Genomic DNA, 21,696 nt, shown 5'->3' on the forward strand with positions numbered 1-21,696 from the left:
CGAGTCAGGGTGAATTAAGGCAAGAACAAGGGCATATTTGTGCCATAGCCTTAAACCTTTATTAAAGCCAGCTGCCTATGCAAAGTAGTCGATACAAGCTTACCCTCGACTACTTTGCAAAAATCGCTTTGACCAAGATGGAAATGGCGATGATGGTCCAGAATAGGCTATCTCCATGGTTAGGAGGAGGTGTCATGGGTTTGCTTGGAATTTTAACTGAGGCTAATGTCTGCGTTGCAAATGTTAAAGAGGCATTAGTTGTTACATTTGGATAACTGCAATGATGAAGTTGCATATTACGCTCCTGACAATAACGCTGAATTAACTTCATCCTAAGGATTTCAGAGTTTCTCACCAGGGAAAAAGCGGTCGTTAGGCCAGGAAATTAAGACACTGGCTACAAACCTGTAATAAATTCAGGGACTTCAACTTACAAAATTTTTTGCATTGATCTTTGCCCGATTGCTTAAAATCAGGATTAATTGGCTTATCTTCCAGATGATCCAAGATTTGCTGTAGAGTTCTGAATTTAAGGCATTATTCTCAATGGCTGCTAAACGAAAGCGGGCGCGTGTATTAACACTAGAAGGATTGCAGAAACTTCAGGTGCAAATCCGTCAGCAAGAGTTAGCAGATAATGACGGTAATCGCTACAGCCGTGAAAAATTAGGTGAATTGACAGGATTAGACCCTAAAACGGTTACCAAGGTTTTAGACCAAAGTGGGTCAGATCGAAGTGTTCTTAAAAGATGTTTTGAATCATTTGGTCTAGTTCTTGAGGCGAATGACTACTATTCTGCATCGGATACGCAGCAAAGGTCAACAGACCAAATGATAGACTCCAGCTTTGTAGGACGTGAAGAAGCCTTGGCTGACCTAAATGCTTTGGTAAACCAAGGTGCAAAGATTATTGTTATTCAGGCCCGAGGCGGAACTGGGAAAACAACTCTTGCACGTCGCTATCTTCAGCAAGAGTTTAATATCGTTCTAGAATTTCCAATTGCTAGAGAAACTAAAGATATTGCTTCGATTGAAAGTTTACTTGAAGAAAAACTTCGTCAGCTAGGGGAAGACCCAGGGCGAGAGTTTTTGATCTCACTGGATAGGCTAAAGCGAAAACTTCAATTGGAAAATATAGGAGTGTTAATAGATAATCTTGAGCCAGCATTAAATTCTAAAGGGAAATTTGTTGCATCTCATCGCCGCTATGTTGAACTCCTACGTGTGCTTTCAGATCCAGCAGTAAAATCAACAACATTGATAACAACTCGAGAACGTTTAAGGGAATCAAGTCTTACTATTCATAACTATTCGCTTAAGGGCCTAAATATTGAAGCTTGGAATTATTTTTTCCAAACTCGTCTTTTATCACTAGAAACTAATGCTTTAGCTAGTCTCCATCATGCTTATGGCGGTAATGCTAAAGCTATGGAAATTGTCAGCAGCGTAATCGCAGAAGATTTTTCAGGTAAGACAGAGATCTATTGGAAGGAGAATCGAGATGATTTACTTATTGAGAGAGATTTAGAAGATTTGGTCAGAGAGCAGTTTGAACGTTTGCAAAAACTAGATTCGGATGCCTTTAAACTATTATGCCGAATGGGATGCTACCGATATCAAGATGTCTCAACTATCACATTGGCAGGACTCTTTGCGTTGCTTTGGGATATACCCAAAAATCAACACAAGCGGCTCATTAAATCTTTGAAGGATCGTTCACTAATTGAAAATAGGGAAACTTTATATTGGTTGCATCCAGTGATAAGAGCAGAAGCAATTAGCTATTTGAGAGAAGGCATAGATTTTGAAATCACAAATCATAAAATTGCCGAATTTTGGACTGAATCGATTCAAAGCATCGATAATATTGGTGAAGCTTTGATTGCGCTAGAATCTTTTTATCACTATTTTGAAGTTCAAAACTATGACAAAGCTAGTAATGTGATTCTCTTGAAGCGACCTAACAAATGGGATCGAGAAGAAGATTTAACTCGTTCGCTACATAGGTTAGGTCTTTTAAGACAAGCTAATTATGCTTTAGATAAAATTGTAAACCATGTAGATCTACATCAAAAAATTCACCTACTTAATGCCCTAGGTGATACTTTTTGGAGGCTTGGCCAAATAAGAAAAGCAATTGACTTCCATGAAACGTCAAAGCAAATAGCAGATGATTTGAACGAGAGATATGCTTATGTCAGATCAATCTTACAAATTGGCATCTGTAAGACAGACTTACTGGAGCTTGAGGATGCACGTGACTGCTTTCAACAATCTCTCAAGCTCGCTGATATTGCAAAATTCCCAAGAGCAAAGTTAATTAGCTTTTATTATTTGGCGTTTATTGATGCGTACGATCTAAGTGAGGATACGAAATCTAAAACACTGAAACTATTAAGCGAAGCAGAAGAAACTTATAATCTTTTTTCTGCAGAAAATAATATGACAGCACAGCAAAGAGGCTATGGATTAATTTTTATTGGAATGGCTTATAAGTCCTTTAAGTGTTTAGAACGTTCATTATCTTTTTTACAGAAGGCAATTCAGTTCTCACAAGAAAGCCAATCTACTCAGATTGAAGCAAAAGCTAAATATAGCTTGGCAGAAATTTATCGAATTCAAGGTGAACTTGATAAGTCTTTAGAAATGGTATTAGAGTCCATTGAACTTCTTGAGAAATTAGAAGCTGATTGCGATTTAGCAGAAGCTTATTATCAGGCAGGTCTTACCTACAAGGAAAAAGGTGACTATACTTGTGCTGAAACGAGCTTCCGAAAAGCAATAGAATTATTTTATGCAGTAGAAGCTCCTAGACAGATAGAAAAAGTGAAACGGTTTATAACTGGGGAATATGAGATTTCCTAGGCATGGTGTCTCCTTCACCGAATTGCATTTGGGTTCTTAAATACCTTTTTCATTTTGCAAGTGGCATAACCAACAGAGTTAATCCCTCACGACCAATAACTCTAATTTCATGGCCAGGTAAAATCTGTGTGCAACTTTTGGTTTGATGAAGACGCGCACGCCAATATGTTGCTTGGAAGCGTACTTGCCCTATATGCTGAGCGCTAATAGTTTTCGAGACCTTGCCAATACCAGCAATATGAAAGATTTCAATTTTATTAGGGAAAATGGTTAAGCTCATGGTTTAGCCTCCTTGGTTATGTAACTTGAATAAATTTTGCAATTCTGAGCCATAGCTTGCCAGGGAAAATGGACACGATAAGCCAAGAAACTAGAAAACTTTTTGATGTAGAGCTTCTATCCTTCGTGCAATAAGGCATTAGAAGTTTCTTGAATTTGTAGAAATGCTTAAATGAGTTCGCTTAAAATCAGGTCAACCTTGCTTAACTTCCTGAAAATCCTGCTTAACTTCCGGGTGCTTCTAAATTATGACCATGCAGAGACGTAGACGTGGCGTTATCTTAACGGCTCAAGGCCAGCAGAAACTTCAATCTGCTATTACTGAGCTTGAACAAACGGAAAAGCTGGGCCAGAAAATCACACTGGAGGAGCTGGCAGAGAAGACGGGACTCGATCCAGGTACAGTGGCCAAGGTGCTGGAGAGGGAAAAGGGGTGCGATCGCAAAACCCTAGACCGATTTTTTAGATCCCTAAGCCTGGAGCTAACTGATGCTGACTATACAAAACCAGGCACAGTCAGTGTGCCCAACCCAGTTCCAGAAAGTTCTGATCATCAACTTAAAACACCTGTAGATTGGGGTGAAGCTGTAGATGTATCCATTTTTTATGGGCGAACTGAGGAATTAGCCACACTCCAGGAATGGATTCTGCAGGATCGATGCCGATTGATACTTATTCAAGGTATGGGTGGTATTGGAAAAACAGCCCTTTCGATCAAGCTTTCGGAAAACATTTATGAGGAGTTTGATTACTGCATTTGGCGCAGCTTACGAGAAGCTCCACCAGTTGAAAAGATATTGGCTGATCTCATCAAGTTTTTATCTAATCAACAGGACGTGAATTTGCCCAAAACTGTTGGAGATGCAGTTACCCGGTTAATTCATTATTTAAATGAGTCTCGTTGCTTACTGGTATTGGACAACGCTGAATCAATTTTACAAGGAGGAGTTAACACAGGGCAGTATTTAGAAGGCTATGAAGGTTATGGTACTTTGATTAGTCGTGTAGGAGAATCACGTCATCAGAGTTGTTTAATAGTTACAAGCCGAGAGAAGCCAAAGAGATTAGAAAGAAATGAAGGTCTGAACCGACCAGTACGAACACTATCTCTCAATGGACTGGATAGTATTGCTGGCTATGATTTTTTGAAGGCTGAAGGACTCAAAGGAGATGCCACTCAATGGAACCAAATCATTGGTCATTATAGTGGTAATCCACTTGCCTTAAAAATTATCGTAAATACAGCTCGAAACTTGTTTGAAGGTAGATTAGAGATTCTCTCAAATGAGAATTTTGGCCTTCTTGGGGATATTCAAGACTTACTTGAAAGCCAGTTTGCGAGACTATCAGTTCTTGAAAAATCGGTAATGTATTGGTTGGCCATTAACAGAGAAGCCACATCTCTTAAAGTGCTAAGAGAAGATTTATTAGCTTCTATTTCTGAATCAAATCTGCTAGAGGTACTTAGTTCCCTTAAAAAACGATCCTTAATTGAAAGAGGTATTTCAGGTTTTACTTTGCAAAATGTGCTGATGGAATATGTGACAGAAAAATTTGTCTCAAGGCTTTTAGAAGAGCTTAAAACATGTGATCTTTCTATTTTCAAAACTCACGCTATTCTGAAGGCTACAGCGAAAGACTATGTTCGCGAAACTCAGCTGAGATTAATTGTTAATCCGATTTTAGTGCATATCACTGCCAAAAACAAAAACATTGAGCCCTATATGAAAGCAATTAGGGCAAACACTGAGTTGTTTGATAACTATGCTGCAGGAAACTTTCTCAATCTAGTATGCCAGAATCAATTAGATAACTGTTATTCTGATTTCTCAGCACTAACTTTAAGACAGGTTTACTTGAAAGGCATAACCTCTCATCCTTTAGATTTATCTCATAGTGCTCTTATCGATTGTTACTTTCTACAGACATTTGGTTTGATTCAACAAGTTCGTTTTAGCCCTAATGGAGAAATAATAGCTAGTGGTGACAGTAAAAATAATATTCAACTCTGGAATCTGAAAAATCGAGAGCTAATAGCCACGTTACAAGGCCATTCTGCGTGGGTTAGATCCATTTCCTTTAGCCCAGACAATGAACTCCTTGCGAGTAGTAGTGAAGACAACATGATTCGCGTGTGGCAGCTTTCTGATTATCGATGTATTCATTGTTTTCAGGGGCATACCAATCACGTGTGGTCACTAGATTTTAGCCCTTGTGGAAATTTTCTTGTTAGTGGTGGTGGTGATTCTTTAGTAAAGCTCTGGAATATTCACGATGGTCAATGCTGTCATTTATTTGAAGGACATGAACATTGGGTTTGGTCAGTTGCTTTTAGTTCAGATGGCAAGCTACTGGCTAGTGGTAGTGGTGATTCTACAATTAGATTGTGGGATGTACAAAAACATTCTCTTTTAGCCATCCTGATTGGTCATAGTCGAGATGTTGCATCTATTGCATTTAGTCCAGATGATAAATTAATTGCTAGTGGTGGTTTTGACGGAAAAGTTCGCTTATGGGATATTCAGCAAGAAAAATGCATCTTGGAACTTGAAGGCCATACTAATTGGATCCGGACTTTAGCCTTTAGCCCCGATGGCAATTTCCTTGTTAGTGGTAGTGAGGATCGTACGATCCGAATATGGAATCTTTCCACTCAGCAATGCTTAAGTGCAATTGAAGACCACATCAATGAAGTCCGTTCGTTAGCTTTTAGCCCCGATGGAAGTTTTCTAGCTAGCAGTGGTGGCGACTTGACTATTCGAATATGGGATTTTCATAAACGTCAATGTGTCCAAACATTTGCAGGGTATACCAATAAAGTCTGGTCAACAGATTTCAGCTCTGATAGCAAGTACATGGTCAGTGGAAGTGAAGATACTGTCATTAGGTTATGGGATCTTCAAAAGCGTCAGTTCATGTACTCCTTTGAGGGACATAATCATCGAATATATACAGTTAGATTTAGTCCAGACGATAAAATGATCGCAAGTGGAGGTGGTGATTTTAGTATTAGGCTATGGAATATTCAAACAAGAGAATGTATTCATGTTCTCAAGGAACATACTAATGAAGTCCGCTCAATAGCTTTTAGCCCTGATGGACAGTTTTTGATTAGTGGTAGCGAGGATTACACCATTAGGCTATGGAATATTCAACGAGGTAAGTGCCTGAAAATATCTGAAGAGCAAGAGCATTGGATAGTAGCACTAAACTTCAGCCCTAATGGCAAAATGTTTGCTGCTGGTTTGGCAGATGGAAAAGTTCAAGTATGGGATGCTCAGCAGCATAAATGTATTCATGTTTTTGAAGGTCATGAATCTGTGGTTTGGTCAGTAGCTTTTAGTTCTGATAACAAAACTCTCATAAGTAGCAGCGAAGATACCAGTATCAGACTGTGGAATATTCAAAAGAGAGACTGCTATTACATCTTTGATGAATATTCTCAACTGGTTCAATCAATGATGTTTAGACCTAATGGGAAAAACTATGGAAAACTATTTTGGGAAAACACATCAGACTATTCAAAAGAAAACTTCAAAGTTCAGCAAAGTCAATATTTCCGTATATTTGAGAGAGAAGACTACAGCATATTTTCAGTCTCTTTGAACTCTGACGGACAAATATTAGCCAGTGGCCACAATGACGGTGGCATTAAAATCTGGGAAGTATCAACAGGCAATAACCTGGCATCATTCACAATTCCTCGACCTTATGAGGGCACAAATATTACTGGAGTAAAAGGTCTAACGGATGCTCAAAGAACCTCGATGATAATTCTAGGGGCAATCGATGAAAATGAGCTTTTAGAAAACGTGACTTAACGTTCTATTTCTGACTCTATCGATTTCTGTATTCGTAGCTGCCGTCGCCCCTTGAACTGCTTCTGAGCCTCCCCCACGGTTGCCTTCGCATAGCGAGTCATCGTAGCTCTAAGCACATCTTTGACATAGACCTGATGCTGCACATAGGGGCCCTGCAGCAATGCTATACAGGCATCCTTCGGCGATTTTCCAGCCTTTAGTGCCGCCAACGACACCTCATCATCCAACTTAATCGCAGACCATTCATTTTGAATAAACCGTTGGTAGAGCTGGGTGTAGTCAATCGTCGGCTCACCGATCACCCGTCGCGCCAGCTCAAGGTAACTCTCTCGGGCCGCCTTGGCTGCCTCGGTGCGGGTGTCTGGAGGGTTAGGTAGATCGCTCACGATATGACTGAGAAAACGAGATTATTGCAAAAGGGTTAGAAAAAATCCACCCTGTAGGATGGCTGATCAAACGAAGCGTTAGCAAACATCCTCAGGGATATCGATTTCATAATCGTCAATATCCCCTAGCTCACTACCATCCATCACGACGCCTTGCTCTAAATCTGTCGGAGATGGCAGCGGACTATCCAGCGATAATCCACTGCCCCGAATGGCATCAGCAATCGTCTGAAAGCCGGATTCCAGAATGCTCTCTAGCCGGTCGCCCGAAATAGCCGATGAGCCTGGACGACCGGTGATGGGATTAGGCAGCTGGTAGCGATCGCACAACGTATCAATCTGCTTTACCAACTGCTCCACACAGACACCGGCCACCGCCTGCACCTGCTCCTCACTCATCTCCCCCCGCTCCTCCTCTGCTAGCGGACGATAAAATGCTGCGATCGCATCCATCGCCCGCTGCCGACCCTGGCGACTGGTGAAGACATCGTTATTAATCAGATAGTTCAACACCACCGCCGTGGACGCCGGAAACTGAGCATTGTAGACAAACTTCACCCGGTCAGACTTGCTATCCTCCGCCATTAAGCCGCTCCTTGCAGTTGTGTCATCTCACCCAACAGGGCCTGGAACAGCCCAAAACAGTCCGTCATCCGCATCGGGATGGAGCCCATCTCATGGGTTTCCGGTAATTGCTCCCGCACCAATCGGCTCAGACTATCCTGATTGTCCCAGGCAAAGGATAGCCGATTAGCCAGCCCCCGCGACTCAAAATACTGCCGCAGTCCTTGCTCCATCAGATAAGACGCACCACCCGCTAAGACTACATCGCCCTTGCCTGTGGCCAAGCTTGGAATCAAATGGTCATTAAAGTGAGGGTCCAGCGCTGCTAAATAAGCCGTTTCCACCTGGGCCATAGCATCACTAAAATTCACCATCTGCCCCTTCGCCACTGAATACTGATTGGGATTTTCCGAGTCCAAGGCAGTTAGCAAAACCTCAAAGTCCGCATCTGACACACCTGCTGCTGTCGCCGCTTTTTCAAAGGTCTCCCAAAAGCCAGGGAACTTTGAGGTAGATTTAGCCCCATTCAACGTGCCAGTTTCAAAGGCGAGTTGAGTGCCATTGCGATGACCAAGCATTTCCACCCAGGTGGTGCGCTGAGTAATGGCAACGCCTTGCTGCTGAAGCTGCTGTTTTCGCTGCACATAGATGCCATAGCCTTCAGGTCGAAACTTGAGCTGTAAGCGTACTTTATAGTCCTGCTCATTGTGGAATCGGAAGCCCTGGCAGAGTTGCATTAGTCGGTCTGCGATCTGCTGACGGGTACCCAGTTCATTGATGGGGAGAAGTATCCAGACGACGGCATCGAATTTGGAGGGGAGATTTTCTGTATGTGCGATCGCACCCAACGCTGCCGCAATCCGTTCTGGTGCCTTCAGAAACTTATCTTCCTTAAAGCTGTTGTACTCCAGAAAGGCACGAGCTGATTTCCCCACAAATGTGAGTTCATCCCCGAGGCGATACCAAGCATTGTCCTGAGGACGACCGCCATGATTAATCCGACCAATGCCCGAAGCAGGCCGCTGCGCCACTTCCGCATCCATCCACAGCGCCTGGGTTTGCCCCTGACTCAATTTATAGAAAAACTTACCGCCTGACTTACCCAGGTCGCAGGCCAAAAGCAATTTGGGAGGCCATAAAGACGTCACCATACGCAATTTCCTAAATCAACTCGCCCATTGTGGCAAGAATCGCAGCAAATAACGTGACTATTCGTGAAACTTAATTTCTAAATTCAGAAATAAATTGGCTATTACGTGACAAATCGTGTCAATCATGATTCACGTCAGTCATGAGCAGATAGTCTGTAATCAGCAAATCGTTACGCCCCGATCCGGGGCTTCACGGGGAGGCCACACAGGACGCCAAAATTTTGGCAATTTCCCCCTAACTCCCATCTCTCAACGGATTCAAGGTTTTTCACCTCATCTACTCGTTTTGCTCGATTGTTGTGTCGTTTTAGACTAAGCTTTCCGTGCTTTCCACGAGTAATCTTTCCGCCCATCAAGCGGTCCATTACTACTCAAAAGAGGACTATTACAGCCAGGAGGAGGGAGTCTCCCCATCTCGCTGGTTGGGAAATGGTGCGAAGAAATTAAATCTCTCTGGCGATGTCAATACAGAGACTTTTCAACAGCTGTTGCGAGGACAGACCCCGGATGGTCAGAATTTGTTCAGTCGTAAAGTCAATATCGATAAGCGTCGAGCAGCTACGGACTTTACCTTTAGTGCGCCGAAGAGTGTCAGCATTGCTGCCCTGGTGCAACAGGATGAGCGAGTGGTGAAAGCCCATCATCAGGCGGTGGCAAAAGCGCTTTCTGTTTTAGAAGAACGCTATGCTCAGACGAGAATTTCAACAGATACTGGACGGCAGCGGATCAAGACTGGAAATCTCATCACGGCTGTCTTTACCCATGGCACCAGTCGGGAGGTTGAGCCGCAACTTCATAGTCATTGTGTAGTGCTAAATGCTACTCAGTTAACTGATGGCCGCTGGTTTAGTTTTAGTAATGAACAGGCGATTGCCAATAAAAAGCTGCTGGGGCAGCTCTATCAGAATGAACTAGCCCATTTGCTCAAGCAGCAGGGGTACGAAATTGAACCCAAGGCCCACGGTCAGTTTGAGTTGAAAGGCTATGCCCCTGAATTGCTGAAAGCCTTTTCTACCAGACGAAAACAGATTCTGTCTTTACTGGAAGAGTGGGAGTCTGAAGGGAAGAAACCCACTGCAGCCAATGGCAAGGAAATCCAGTCGGAGATGCTGCTAAGGGAAGCGGCAAATCTAAAGACACGGAAGAATAAACCAAAAGTAACCAGTGCTGAGCGACTTCTGAAGGGATGGAAAGCGTTTGTGCAGTTGAAGGGGTTTGAATTGCCTGAATTGCCGGGGGAGGGGGTTGCGATCGCGCCAGCATCTACTGGTCAGCTTGAATCTCAATTAACCATTAAAGCCAAGTCAAACCTAAAACCTGCCATTCAACATTGTGGTGAGCGAGATGCAGTTTTTCGGCAGACGCACCTGGAACGGTTTGTGTTTGAACATCATTTGGGGGAGCAGAATTGGGAGGAATTGGAGGGTGCGATCGCAACCAATCCCCAACTCATCAAAGTTGAAGAGCAGAAGTTCACAACCCAAGCTGCCATAAACCTGGAACTCAATACCATCCGACTCATGCAGCAGGGTAGGAAAAAGGTTGAACCGCTAGCCTTTTCGGAATCGTCGGTTAGCGATTCCACCCTTACCCAAGAGCAACAGCAGGCTATCCAACTCACCTGCACCACTCCCGATCAGTTCATTGCATGGCAAGGGTCTGCCGGTTCTGGTAAAACCTATGCCCTGAATACTCTCAAGCAAATTGCCCAGGCCCAGGGCTATCAGGTGCGAGGCTTTGCTCCTAGTGCCGAAGCGGCTCATGGTTTGGGTCAAGCATTGGATATTCAGACGGAAACTGTGGCAGCATTGCTGGCGTCTCAAAATCGGGAAACTGGAAACGCTATCTGGATTGTGGATGAAGCTGGACTGCTCAGCATGAAAGATGCGCGATCGCTTATAACCCGTGCCACTGTCGAACAGGTCCGAGTGATTTTGGTAGGTGATACGAAGCAACTCTCTGCCGTTGAGGCGGGCAACCCATTCAAAAGTTTGCAGGCAGGGGGTATTACCACCGCTTATCTGGATGAAACCTTACGACAGCAGCGGCAGGAACTGAAGACAGCCGTGCAGCTGATCGCCCAGGGCAAAATGGTTCAGGGGATCGATACTCTTGATGCGGCTGGATGTATTCGTGAAGTTGAGAATGCTGATCTTAGACGTAAACAATTGACCCAGGATTATCTGGCACTATTACCCGAAAAACGCGAGCAAACATTAATTCTGGCAGGTACGAATCAGGAGCGGCTGGCATTGACTCAAACCTTACGGGCTGGGCTTCAGGCTGAAGGAAGTTTGGGGCAGGATGCTTTTACGGTTATGGGACTACGCCAGAAAAACATAACCAAAGCCCAGGCTGGCTATATGACGGTGTACCAGCCAGGAGACGTACTGGTGCCGATGCAGGATTATAAGAAGCAGGGGTTACTGAAAGGGCAGCAGTATACGGTGGTTTCAGTGGATCGGGAAAACCAGCGGCTATTGGTGGAGACCCCTAGTGGGCAAGTGATGGGTGTAGAGCCAAGACGGTGTCCGTTGAAGTCGGTTTATGTGGGGCAGGAGGTTCAGGTAGCTCCCGGTGATCAGCTGCGATGGACTAAAAATAATCGGGCGAATAAACGCCGTAATGGTCAGCGATTTACGGTTCAGCAAATGGCACCTGATGGCACTGCTCAGCTTATTGATAATGAGGGGAATACACAGCAGATAGATTTTAGCGGTTGGCAGTATGTGGACTATGCCTGGGTGAGTACGACCTATGGCAGTCAGGGTAAGACGGCGGATCGGGTAATGGCATTGATGGATAACACGACGACAAATCGGGAGTCTTTTTATGTGACGGTGTCTCGAGCCAAGCATCATTTGGCACTGTATACGGCTGATAAGGTTGAGCTATCGCAGTGGGCTGAGGTATCAAAGGCGAAGGAAAATACGAGTGACTATGTTCCGTTAAGCCAGGTAATGGAAAAGGAGATAGCCAGCTCACAGGTAAGTCGTCGCATTGCTTCTCCAGTTGTTAAGCAGCCTTTAGCTACAAGAATCACAGATTCATCAGAGTCGAAGCAAGTTGTTGTTCCTAGTGAGATTACTCGGCAAGAGTCTAACCCATTGAGGGTTAAAGCGCCTCTGCCTGATTCAAACACTCGGCCATCGGCAAAAGAGAAGTATTTGGCCCTTTGGCAACGATATAGTCAGGGGCTTACAGCTAATGATCCTGTCAAGCTAGATATCCAGATTGCACGGCGAGCTTTGAAGGATGGGCAGACCCAGAAGGATATTGCGCTGATGCTTTCAGCGGGTAGTTCTATGGTACGGCAAATTATTCAAGATCAGGGTAAGCAACCAGCGATGCTCTATGTCAATCAGACGATGCGGAAAGTTATTAGCCGTCAGACGGTACGGAAAACTCAATTGCATCAAGTGAGGCGTGGTAAGCAAGTGGAGTTGGAATGAGAAATTGATTTGATGCAATAGATCAAACTCATGGTAACAACAGGGTTTTATCGAAACCTCTTATACCACTAACCCTCAAATAAAACTTGACAAGCTGTTAATGCTATCAAACATAGTGGCATTTCCAAATACAGTCTCACCAGATTCTAGACCGGGCATTCCATTCTCTAATGGGGAGAATCTATCTGAAATCGAGACTCCTTCTGTAGGAATTAGTAGGGGCTCAATTGTCCCCAGCGTATCAGCTTTCAAAAATAATGCTGAGTCGAAAAGGCCATTTCTGATATCGTCAATGGTTATTTCTAGAGTATTCTTACCACTAGATTCTAAGGGAGCCATGAAGGTGAGTACTCCAGTATATCCATCCAGCCTCGTTTGATCGAAGGCAGGATCAGACTCACTTCGATTGTCAACAAAATCAGGGTGATAGATGCCAACATCTGGATTATAAATTCCAGTTGGTGAAGGAACTAGATTATTAATAGCCGCTGTAGCTCCATCACTTAAACGAGCAAAATTGATGCCATTTAATTTCAGGCTGAATTGGTCATTGAGGCTATCACCACCAAATTCTACAAATTCCTCAGAGCCAAAGACGAACTGGAAGTAGAGGTACTCAGCTGTTTCATCGGCTTGAAATTCAACGTTGAAGGAAATGGAATCATTTTCCGCACCAGGTAAGCCAAAGTCAGTGCTGAGGTCACTAAGTCCTTCAAGTGGCTGGTTAGAAACAGTAATTAGACCTTCGATAATCTCACCAGTATCTGAAGATCCTGCTTCGCCGACATATAGATAAAGCGGACCTTCGCTTGGAGAAATTGTTCTGGTTAAATTAAAGCCAGCTTCACCACCATCCCCTAAAGATAAAACTCCAATTCCTTCATCACCTGAAAATGCTCCATCGAACTTCCCTAGAGTTGCAGTTCTATTATCGACAACACTATGCAGTGAACCTTCCAAGTCAGTTTTTATGGGTGGTGTACCGCCAGGTCGCTGAGTTCCTGGCTGAAAAATAGTGCCTGCGGGGCTGAAATCAAACACATCTAGAGATGTAATTATGGTTTCAATGTCTGCAAGATTGTCTGTTTCAGGATTGAAAAGAGTGTTGCTCAGCACGATAGCATCCAGATCAAAACCACTCCAAAATCCTGTGCCACCACCCTCACTGCTGTTGCTATCAGTGAGTCTTATTGAACTTATATCAATGTCAAGCTTAGAGAGATCAGCGACGAAGACTTCTTGACCTACACCTACTTCTCCGAGTTTCTCAAATGTTAGAGGAACAGTTATTTCTGGAGTAAATTCACCATGAATCCTATTACTTCCTACCAAGTCTTGAACTTTCCCTGTACTCAAGACTACTCCAGAATGGAGCCCGAAGGGATCACCTTCAAATATGCCGAAAGCTCTAGCATCTCCAATTAACTCAACCTGGAATTGGCTCAACCCATTAATCCCCTGTAAGGCATCTTCTCCACCTAACAAGTGACTAAGCAGTTCAAAACCATTATTATTTTGCTCAACAGCAATACTAGTTGGAGAGTTCTCTGTAAAATTAGTCAAACTGTTGATAGATGTAGAGGATTGAAGGGATAATATTGTGGAAATATCCTGCACTGAAGGAAGTTCAGTAGTCAGGAAGTTAAGGGGAACTGTTGGCTCCCGTAACTCAGGGAAAATCGGCTCGATCGTTAGCGATTCAGAAATATCACTGGATTCAGATGCAACTTCAAAGAAAGTTTCTGATTCAATTGCATCTACATAATGAACATAATTAGCATCTAGGCTAAAGTCCAAGAATTCTTCAACAATTCCAATCAGTTCTTGATGTGAACCATCCTGCCAGTAGATTTCAGTAACAGAATCTAAGGTCACCAGACTATAAGTTTCCCCAGCCCCCTGAAGCTGTAGAATATCACCTTCTGTCGGATTAAAGTCTGTAATCCGAGCAAAGCTTCTACGACCACCACTTTCGTCCAGGTTATCATTGTAATAAACTGTTGTTTTATCCCCCAGCCAGAATTCATCCGCTCCAACACCACCAACTAGGATATCCTGTTCCCCGGTAATCAAAGGAGCCACATCTACCGGAGGCATAGCAATTCCAGCAAACTCTGTGCCAATCAGACGATCATCCCCATTACCGCCATTGAGGCGATCGCTACCAGTACCGCCTACTAGGGTGTCGTTACCGCTATTGCCGAAGAGTCGATCATCGTCATCACCGCTATTGAGTTGATCGTTTCCACCGCCGCCTCGTAGTAAGTCTTGACCACCGCCCTGAGCTAATCCGTCAAGGGTATCCAGATAATTATCGACGAGGATATCATTACCACTGCCCCCAGTTAGGGTATCATCGCCGAGATTACCGACTAAGAGGTCACTGCCTGCATCACCGAATAGGTTATCGTCGCCTCGGTGACCAAAGATTTGATCATTCCCAGCTTGTCCCTCAAGCTGGTCCTCCTGCTGACCACCAATCAAAATATCTGCATTCTGGGTTCCGGTAATCTGAAAACGTTCAATCTGACTGAAAGTAATCTGGTCTACCGGAGTTAAATCTGTCGAGTTAGCATAGCGACGATAAATACCGCCTAAAGATGCATTCAATGAGGCAATTTCGGGAACCAGACCACTTCCCGTGTCCTCGTCTGAAAAATCCAGAATTAGTAAATCATTATCTGGGGATTGATCGGGGTTGGAGCCGCCGTTGACCACATCAATACCTGAGCCAGGATTGAGGATGTCATTCCCTCCTCCTGCTTGGAAAACGTTGTCGGTTTTTCCCAGTTGGATCAGCTGATCATGACCATCTCCGGTTTTAATATCTTTGAAAACTTCAAAATTGCGGATGGCGACAGTTCCATCGGATGCTGTAAACCGTTGGTTTTGATTTTCTTGTAGAGGGTTATTACTAACCAAAACAATATTAAGGTTGTTCCCAACGGCATCGCGCTTTCCCGACAGATTAATTGAGAGCGTATCAATTCCAGTTCCACCATCCAAGTCAATCAAATCATCACCCGGTGAGCCTGTCAAAATAGAGCGATCGCTACCATTCTGATCCACAACTACATCATCTCCATCCTCTGCCAAAATCCGGTTACTCCCAAAGCCACCATAGATGACATCATCTCCACCACCGGGTAAGAGGTAGTCATTTCCCGCACCCGCATAGATAGTGTCGCCTTTGGTCGTGCCAATGATGTGGAAATTCTCGATATTCGAAAATTCAACAGAATCCAGGATTGCTCCACTACTGCCAATTGTTCTGGAAAGGGATCCCGATTCTGTTGCATCTTCATCAATGCCACCAATAATTCCATTGCCAATATCTCGACGAGAGTAGTCAATTATTAAGCGATCGCTATCCTCTCCTCCAGAAGCAGATTCACCCCCATCAACTTTATCCACGGTAAAACGGCTAAGTCCTGGTGCGATCTCATTATCACCTGCATCACCGACCAACACATCACCAAAGTCTGAACCTTGCAGATTTTCTATCGTAGATTGTCCCGAGGTTTTAATCAGGAGGTTATCGCCTTCTGCATCTCCTCCTGAGCCAATGCCGGTTGCCAGGTTAACGGTTACTGCTGATGAAGACTCACTATAATCAGCCCAATCCAGACCGTTTCCTCCATCCAGTTGATCGGCCCCTGCACCGCCGATTAGTGTGTCATTACCATCACCTCCGCTGAGTTCATCATCCCCAGCTAATCCCTTAAGAATGTTGTAGCCAATATCTCCTTCTAATTTGTCTCCATGGGCTGATCCCTCTAAATTCTCAAAGGAGCTATATTCTGAGGTTGATAGATCGTCTGGATCAGTATCTGGAATAAAAATTTTGGCAAAATATAAATCATCTCCTGCGGCATCTCCCCCTGAGCCTTTTCCTGTTTTTAGGCTAACCTCAACCCCTGCTTTAGAATCAATGTAGGAAACCCAATCACTGCCAGGGTTAATGTTACGGAAACCACCCCCATCTAGCGTATCTGCCCCTGGTCCACCAATTAATATGTCATCGCCTTCGTCGCCTGCAAGCTCATCTCTTCCACCTGCGCCTTCAAGCCTGTCATCACCGAAAAGGCCACCTAGACGATTGCGTTTATTATTGCCTTTGAGGATGTCATCAAAAATTGACCCTTGAACATCCTCGATTGAAATCAGGCGATCGCCCTCAGCATCTCCGCCAAAAGCCATACCTGTGGCCAGATCAATGAAAACGTTGCCATAGGATGTGACGTAGGTAGTGCTATCCCGGCCTGCACCACCGTTGAGCACGTCTCCACCACCACCACCGACGACAAAATCTCTACCATCTCCTCCTAATAAGATGTCGTTACCGTTGAGTCCTTCGAGGGTATTACTATCGCCATCCCCCCGTAAAACATCGTCATGGTTGGAACCTTCAATATATTCAATATTTTTGAGACGGTCGCCTTCTGCTTCTCCTCCTGTCCCTATAAATTCGTTAGGTTGGTCTGGATCAGGTTGAAAGACTATACCAACCTCAGAATTAATGTAGCTGACTTTATCACTGCCTTTATCTGGCTCACTACCGCCATCAAGAATGTCTGCACCGGGTCCACCTTCAAGGTAATCTTCGCCACTACCTCCCAAGAGGCGATCGTCACCAGCTCCCCCAAACAGGGCATCATTATCTCGGTTGCCTCTGATGGTATCGTTACCGCCACCCCCAAAAATCTCATCATCGCCACGACCTCCTGATAAATCAGCAACGATCAAAACATCATCGGCAATAACAATGGTGTCGTCTTCGCGATCGCCATTGCCAGTAATGGAGGAAATAGTATCCAAATCAAATTGTTGCGTAATTCCAAAGGCAGCGACATTTAACAGACCAGAACTGGCTTCGTCCTCAGGAGCAGGTAGACTAACTGCAAAGACTTCTGAAACATCATCATTGGGTGCTTCTCCTCGCTCGCTCGCTCTGGTTCCAATGTTGAGCAGCAGTTCATCTTCATCAGGCGTTGCCAGGAAGAATCCATCAATGGTAATTCCAGAACTATGACACCCAGTGGAAAAATCCAGAAGCGTAACTTTTGCAATAGTTTTACGCTTCTTAAAACTGAAGGGACCAAACCCAATTTTAATGAATGCACTTAACCTGGCAGAAAGATCACCCATAACATCAAATAGGCAACCTTCACCAAATTCGCTAGCAAAACGAACTTTGCCATCTTCATCAAGATCATTAGCGAGGTCAAAGCCAATCTCTCCTAAAATGCCACCTCCAACACCTGCACGAACCACTACAGCATTGAGTTCTGCAAAGGCTTCCAGACGAGACTCTAATTCTAATTCTGGAACATCTTCGCCAGTGCCATCAGCATTTTCTCTATCACTGACATAAAAACCATCCAGCAATAGGTTGGCATCGCCCGTTTCTGCGAATTGAGCCAAACCTTCGGTATCATAGCCAAAAGCTAAGTCAGCGTTAGCACCAATGCCACCCTGAATTGATGCCCCCAAAGGACCAAAAATCGGGAAGAAGACCTCGAATCCTGCATCAAATCCTAACTCTGGCATATCGTAGGTAAACAGGTCAGCATTCTTACCCGTAAGCAAGCCAAAAACAGTTTTAGAATCTTCCAGAATGGGAAATGCCAATGTACCAGCAGAACCGCCATTAAGACTGTTGATATAACTGCTAGCGGTTGCAATTTCAGAAGATCCTAATTCCTCGAGTTGCTCTTCAATATCTTCGACATCCTCAATAAGGGCATTAATAGTGATATCGTCACTATCCAGGTCTAAATTAGCGAGGCTGAATTCTGGATTTTCCAAATCTTCAGCACTAACATCGAACCCAAAGCTACCCATGTTCAAGGGAATTGGCTCTGTCGTGGTTGGCAGGTCGTCTATAAAGTCAACAATCCCAACTGCTGCACTGACAAACTCGAGGGCTGGACTGTCAGAGAAGCGGTTATAGCGATTAGCTAAATCGAGAATGGTGACTACCCCGTTACCATCTTCATCCAACCATCGCCCCCCCAAGTCATCCAGTACAGGCAAGCGACGGGTTAAAACATTAACAATGGGTTGAATAGGGTCTAAAACAGTTTGAATTCGGCCTAAGATTGGCCCAGCAAAATCATTAAAAAAGCTGCCTAAATCAAGGGTGACGTTGTTGAATTCCACATGGGGACTGGCATCGTCTGCAAAGAAGTCCCAATCAAGGTTGAGATCAGTGTTGATGGAAGGGAGGACTTCTAATCCAGCCAAGCTCGTTTCCAAGTTTAGATTGAGATCTGCACCACCTTCTGCCCTAACATCCTCAATGGAAAATCCATCCAGATCGAAGACAAAATCTAAATTGAGCTGACTTGGATTTACCCCATCCCCATCGACATCTATACCGTCATTGCTGCTGTTTGAGTCAGTATCTTCGTCTTTTGCCTGAACTTGAAGGAATCCCAGTTTCCCTTCCATGGTTAAGTCAGGAATAGCTGCATTAAGGCTAATGGTCAAATCCTCATCACTTGGAGTTTCAAAAAAGAAACCATCTGTTGAGTTGACTCCAAAAGAAAAATTGAAATCAAAGTCCAGCCCTATGCTGACTCTTGAACCATCTTCTACAGTGAGTCCTAGAAAAGGAACGCCAAAGTCAAAGGCAATGGGGCGATCTAAAGAGATTCTAGACCCTAACTGGAAATCAAATCGGGTTTCATCCGTATCTGTAATAAGCCCGATGTCCTCTTTTGTGATCTCTCCATCTCCATCACGATCTCGGATAAAATCTAAACCCTCTGGCCCCAAAGCATCAAAAAAACCTTGCTGAATCTCATCAACACCAGCATCTCTTAAGCCTCTTAGTTCTTCTAGAAGAGAATCGAGAATGTTATTAATAAACACAAGTGGATTCTGTTGAGAATCACCTAGTGCAAGAAAGGCAAACTCATTATCTTCAAACTCAAATCTATCATCATCCACAAGATTCCCAACAAGGGGGAAATCTTGATTAAACTCTTCTAGACCTAAAAGATCACTGGACAAACTTTGTGCATTTTCAAGGCCATCTACTAACTCTCTAATCAAACTATTGAATCTTGTCTCTTCGGGTAGCTCAACACCAACTCCGAATGCATAGGCTCCACTCCAGTATGGAATATTTTGTCGCAAAGCCTCAGGATAAGGATTTCCATTGTTATTTCTAATATCTCTTCCAGCAATAACAAAGTAATAAACGCCAGGATTGTCAGTAAGTCGTTCCCATATGGAGGGCTCTGGCTGCCATGAGAAGATATTTATTCCAGAAACAGTCTCAAATTCATTAAAGTCCTCATCTAAGATAAAGACACTAAAATCATCGTTTGCTTCATTGTTATTGGGTCTCCATCGAAATGTTGGAGGAGGACTGTCCAAGGCAGTAGTATTATTTAGCGGGCTATCATCAGCCAATATTGGAGATGGGGATACATCATATGCTTCAAAAATCGCCCCATATTCTGTACGAGTAAGAATTGGTTCTGGATCAAGTTCTGCATTATTGAAAAAGTATTCCCAAACATCGTATAGTTCTTTTGGTGTGGCGATTTCTTCGACCAGAATTCGATATAACTCTTCATGTCCTATAGAAATTTGATCATGAGGTTCATTGGCCTCATCTGCTAAATCCCATAAGATCCGTGCTACTGCTGCTTCTTCCCCTTCACCTGCATTAGCAATACCACCAAATGTCTTTTCAACTGAATATCTACCCAGGAATAATAAATCTCCTGTGCCTAGATTTGTGCTTAGAGGTAAAAAGCCTTCTGATTCAGCAACTACCTGCGTAGCAATTCCCAGATAGTTTGCTAACCCTTCGCTCCATCCCAACCTAGCTCCATTACGTTTGCCTCTACTTGGGACTCTACTATGTGTATTGAAGATATTACTAGTTCCAGCAGTATGAGCCCCACCAACTACCACATCTAAACCATCAATATCAGCCAAAAAATGACCATATTCATGTAGAATTGCATCCCAATTAAGAGCAAAATCTGCGCCTAGGACAATTCTATTTGCAGGTCCATAGTAAAAAGCTCTTATAGAATTATTATTTCTAACTGCAGCTGCAACATTTGTTGTTTCTTCCCGTAAGATTGACTGGTATCTTCCAGCAGTATATAAAGCATCACTAACCGAGAATCCTCTATAAACATCTGAGTCAGACGGAATAGTTACTGTCCCTATATCTCCACCTATATCCTCTGTAAACTGAAAGGTGAAGAGTATTCCCTCCTCTGGCCTAATCACTTGATGAAAGGGGCCATCTGCTATAATTTGTACATCAACTTCTGCTGCATCTATAGAGTCGAATGCAAAAAAGCCCTCGTCATCAGTGCGTCCTTCAGCTAGCAGATTATCAGTACCTGCTTCTAGAAGTCGTATGGTAGATTCACGGACGGGTTGTGATATTTCAGGCATGATTTCATCAAGATTTTCCCAGACAACCCTCCCTGTCAAAGTAATTACTTGCTCCACTTCGATCTGTTGTTCATCTAAATTAAGCACAGCAAAGTCATCTTCAACTTTCAGAATCTCAAGTTCAGACTTACTTAATTCCAGTCCTCGAATCAATTTGGAGAAGATATTTCCTTCATCACCTGGTGCATCGATATCATTTAATCGAGCATCAACCCCATGACCGATCTCTTCGAGTAATACTGCTACCACTTTATCGAGATTGTTCTGATTATTAATCAGATATTCACGGGACAGATAAATGGTGTCGGTTGCGCGGGCATAAGCCCCCAAGGCACCTTGAAGTTCTGCCGCAGAGCGAATTTCAATTTTGGGTAAGTCTTGAAAATCACCGTTCAGCCAGTCAGCTCTGAGCACAGAAGTGTCAATATCTTCACCAAATGCAAGTTGTATCTTGGCTTCAAAGTTTTCTTGAGATGCAAACTCTCGCAGCTTATGCTCCGCAATACGTAGGGCTTTTTGTATCAGGGTTTTAGGTAATAGATCTGGGAGTAAGTTGTCAGTGCCAAAGTCAAATGCATGGTTTGTTCCCGGTTGATTTGTTGGGGCAGGCATGATCTTTCTCCATTATTTGGACTGAATTAAGCGAAAAACTTGAAAAGTAATGAACTTTGGTATGACAGTAACGATTCACACCAAAATTCATATTGTCATCAGGTGGCATAAAGTCTGCGATCCAAAGCTGCCAAAG

Annotated in this window: 9 protein-coding genes; 4 read left to right on the plus strand and 5 right to left on the minus strand. The window is 43.8% G+C overall.

Annotated features, from left to right (window positions below):
• The first annotated feature begins 77 nt into the window (after nt 1-77).
• Nucleotides 78-275, plus strand: coding sequence for a hypothetical protein (locus tag IXB50_RS13580; protein WP_215609517.1), 198 nt, complete (start codon nt 78-80; stop codon nt 273-275).
• 271 nt (nt 276-546) lie between these two features.
• Nucleotides 547-2,865 (plus strand): tetratricopeptide repeat protein, encoded by a 2,319-nt coding sequence (locus IXB50_RS13585; protein WP_215609518.1) that lies wholly within the window; start codon nt 547-549, stop codon nt 2,863-2,865.
• A gap of 49 nt (nt 2,866-2,914) precedes the next feature.
• Here the strand turns inward: IXB50_RS13585 and IXB50_RS13590 are convergent, their stop codons facing one another.
• Complete coding sequence (locus IXB50_RS13590) at nt 2,915-3,145, minus strand: NfeD family protein (RefSeq protein WP_163664565.1); 231 nt, start codon at nt 3,143-3,145, stop codon at nt 2,915-2,917.
• A gap of 247 nt (nt 3,146-3,392) precedes the next feature.
• On the opposite strand from IXB50_RS13590, the gene IXB50_RS13595 reads away from it, so the two are divergent.
• Nucleotides 3,393-6,965: a WD40 domain-containing protein gene (locus IXB50_RS13595; protein ID WP_215609519.1), complete on the plus strand. Its 3,573-nt coding sequence runs from the start codon at nt 3,393-3,395 to the stop codon at nt 6,963-6,965.
• Here IXB50_RS13595 and IXB50_RS13600 read toward each other — a convergent pair.
• The 3 genes from IXB50_RS13600 to IXB50_RS13610 form a co-directional block, all read right to left on the minus strand.
• Nucleotides 6,962-7,351, minus strand: a complete 390-nt coding sequence (locus tag IXB50_RS13600; protein ID WP_215609520.1) for a hypothetical protein — start codon at nt 7,349-7,351, stop codon at nt 6,962-6,964. The genes IXB50_RS13595 and IXB50_RS13600 overlap by 4 nt on opposite strands.
• A 78-nt stretch (nt 7,352-7,429) precedes the next feature.
• Nucleotides 7,430-7,936 (minus strand): hypothetical protein, encoded by a 507-nt coding sequence (locus IXB50_RS13605; protein WP_215609521.1) that lies wholly within the window; start codon nt 7,934-7,936, stop codon nt 7,430-7,432.
• Nucleotides 7,936-9,066 carry an acetate and sugar kinases/Hsc70/actin family protein gene (locus tag IXB50_RS13610; RefSeq protein WP_215609522.1) on the minus strand — a complete coding sequence of 377 codons (1,131 nt, stop codon included), beginning with the start codon at nt 9,064-9,066 and terminating at the stop codon, nt 7,936-7,938. Before IXB50_RS13610 ends, IXB50_RS13605 begins: the two co-directional genes overlap by 1 nt.
• Before the next feature lie 323 nt (nt 9,067-9,389).
• Here IXB50_RS13610 and mobF point away from each other — a divergent pair, with 323 nt between their 5' ends.
• A complete protein-coding gene (mobF, locus tag IXB50_RS22635; RefSeq protein WP_215609523.1) occupies nt 9,390-12,518 on the plus strand; it encodes a MobF family relaxase in 3,129 nt (1,042 codons plus the stop codon).
• A 75-nt stretch (nt 12,519-12,593) separates the two neighbouring features.
• On the opposite strand, the gene IXB50_RS13620 is transcribed toward mobF, so the two are convergent.
• Nucleotides 12,594-21,560 carry a choice-of-anchor L domain-containing protein gene (locus IXB50_RS13620; RefSeq protein ID WP_215609524.1) on the minus strand — a complete coding sequence of 2,989 codons (8,967 nt, stop codon included), beginning with the start codon at nt 21,558-21,560 and terminating at the stop codon, nt 12,594-12,596.
• Nucleotides 21,561-21,696 lie beyond the last annotated feature (136 nt).

The organism is Leptothoe spongobia TAU-MAC 1115 (assembly GCF_018739885.1).
Taxonomy (GTDB): domain Bacteria; phylum Cyanobacteriota; class Cyanobacteriia; order Phormidesmidales; family Phormidesmidaceae; genus Leptothoe; species Leptothoe spongobia.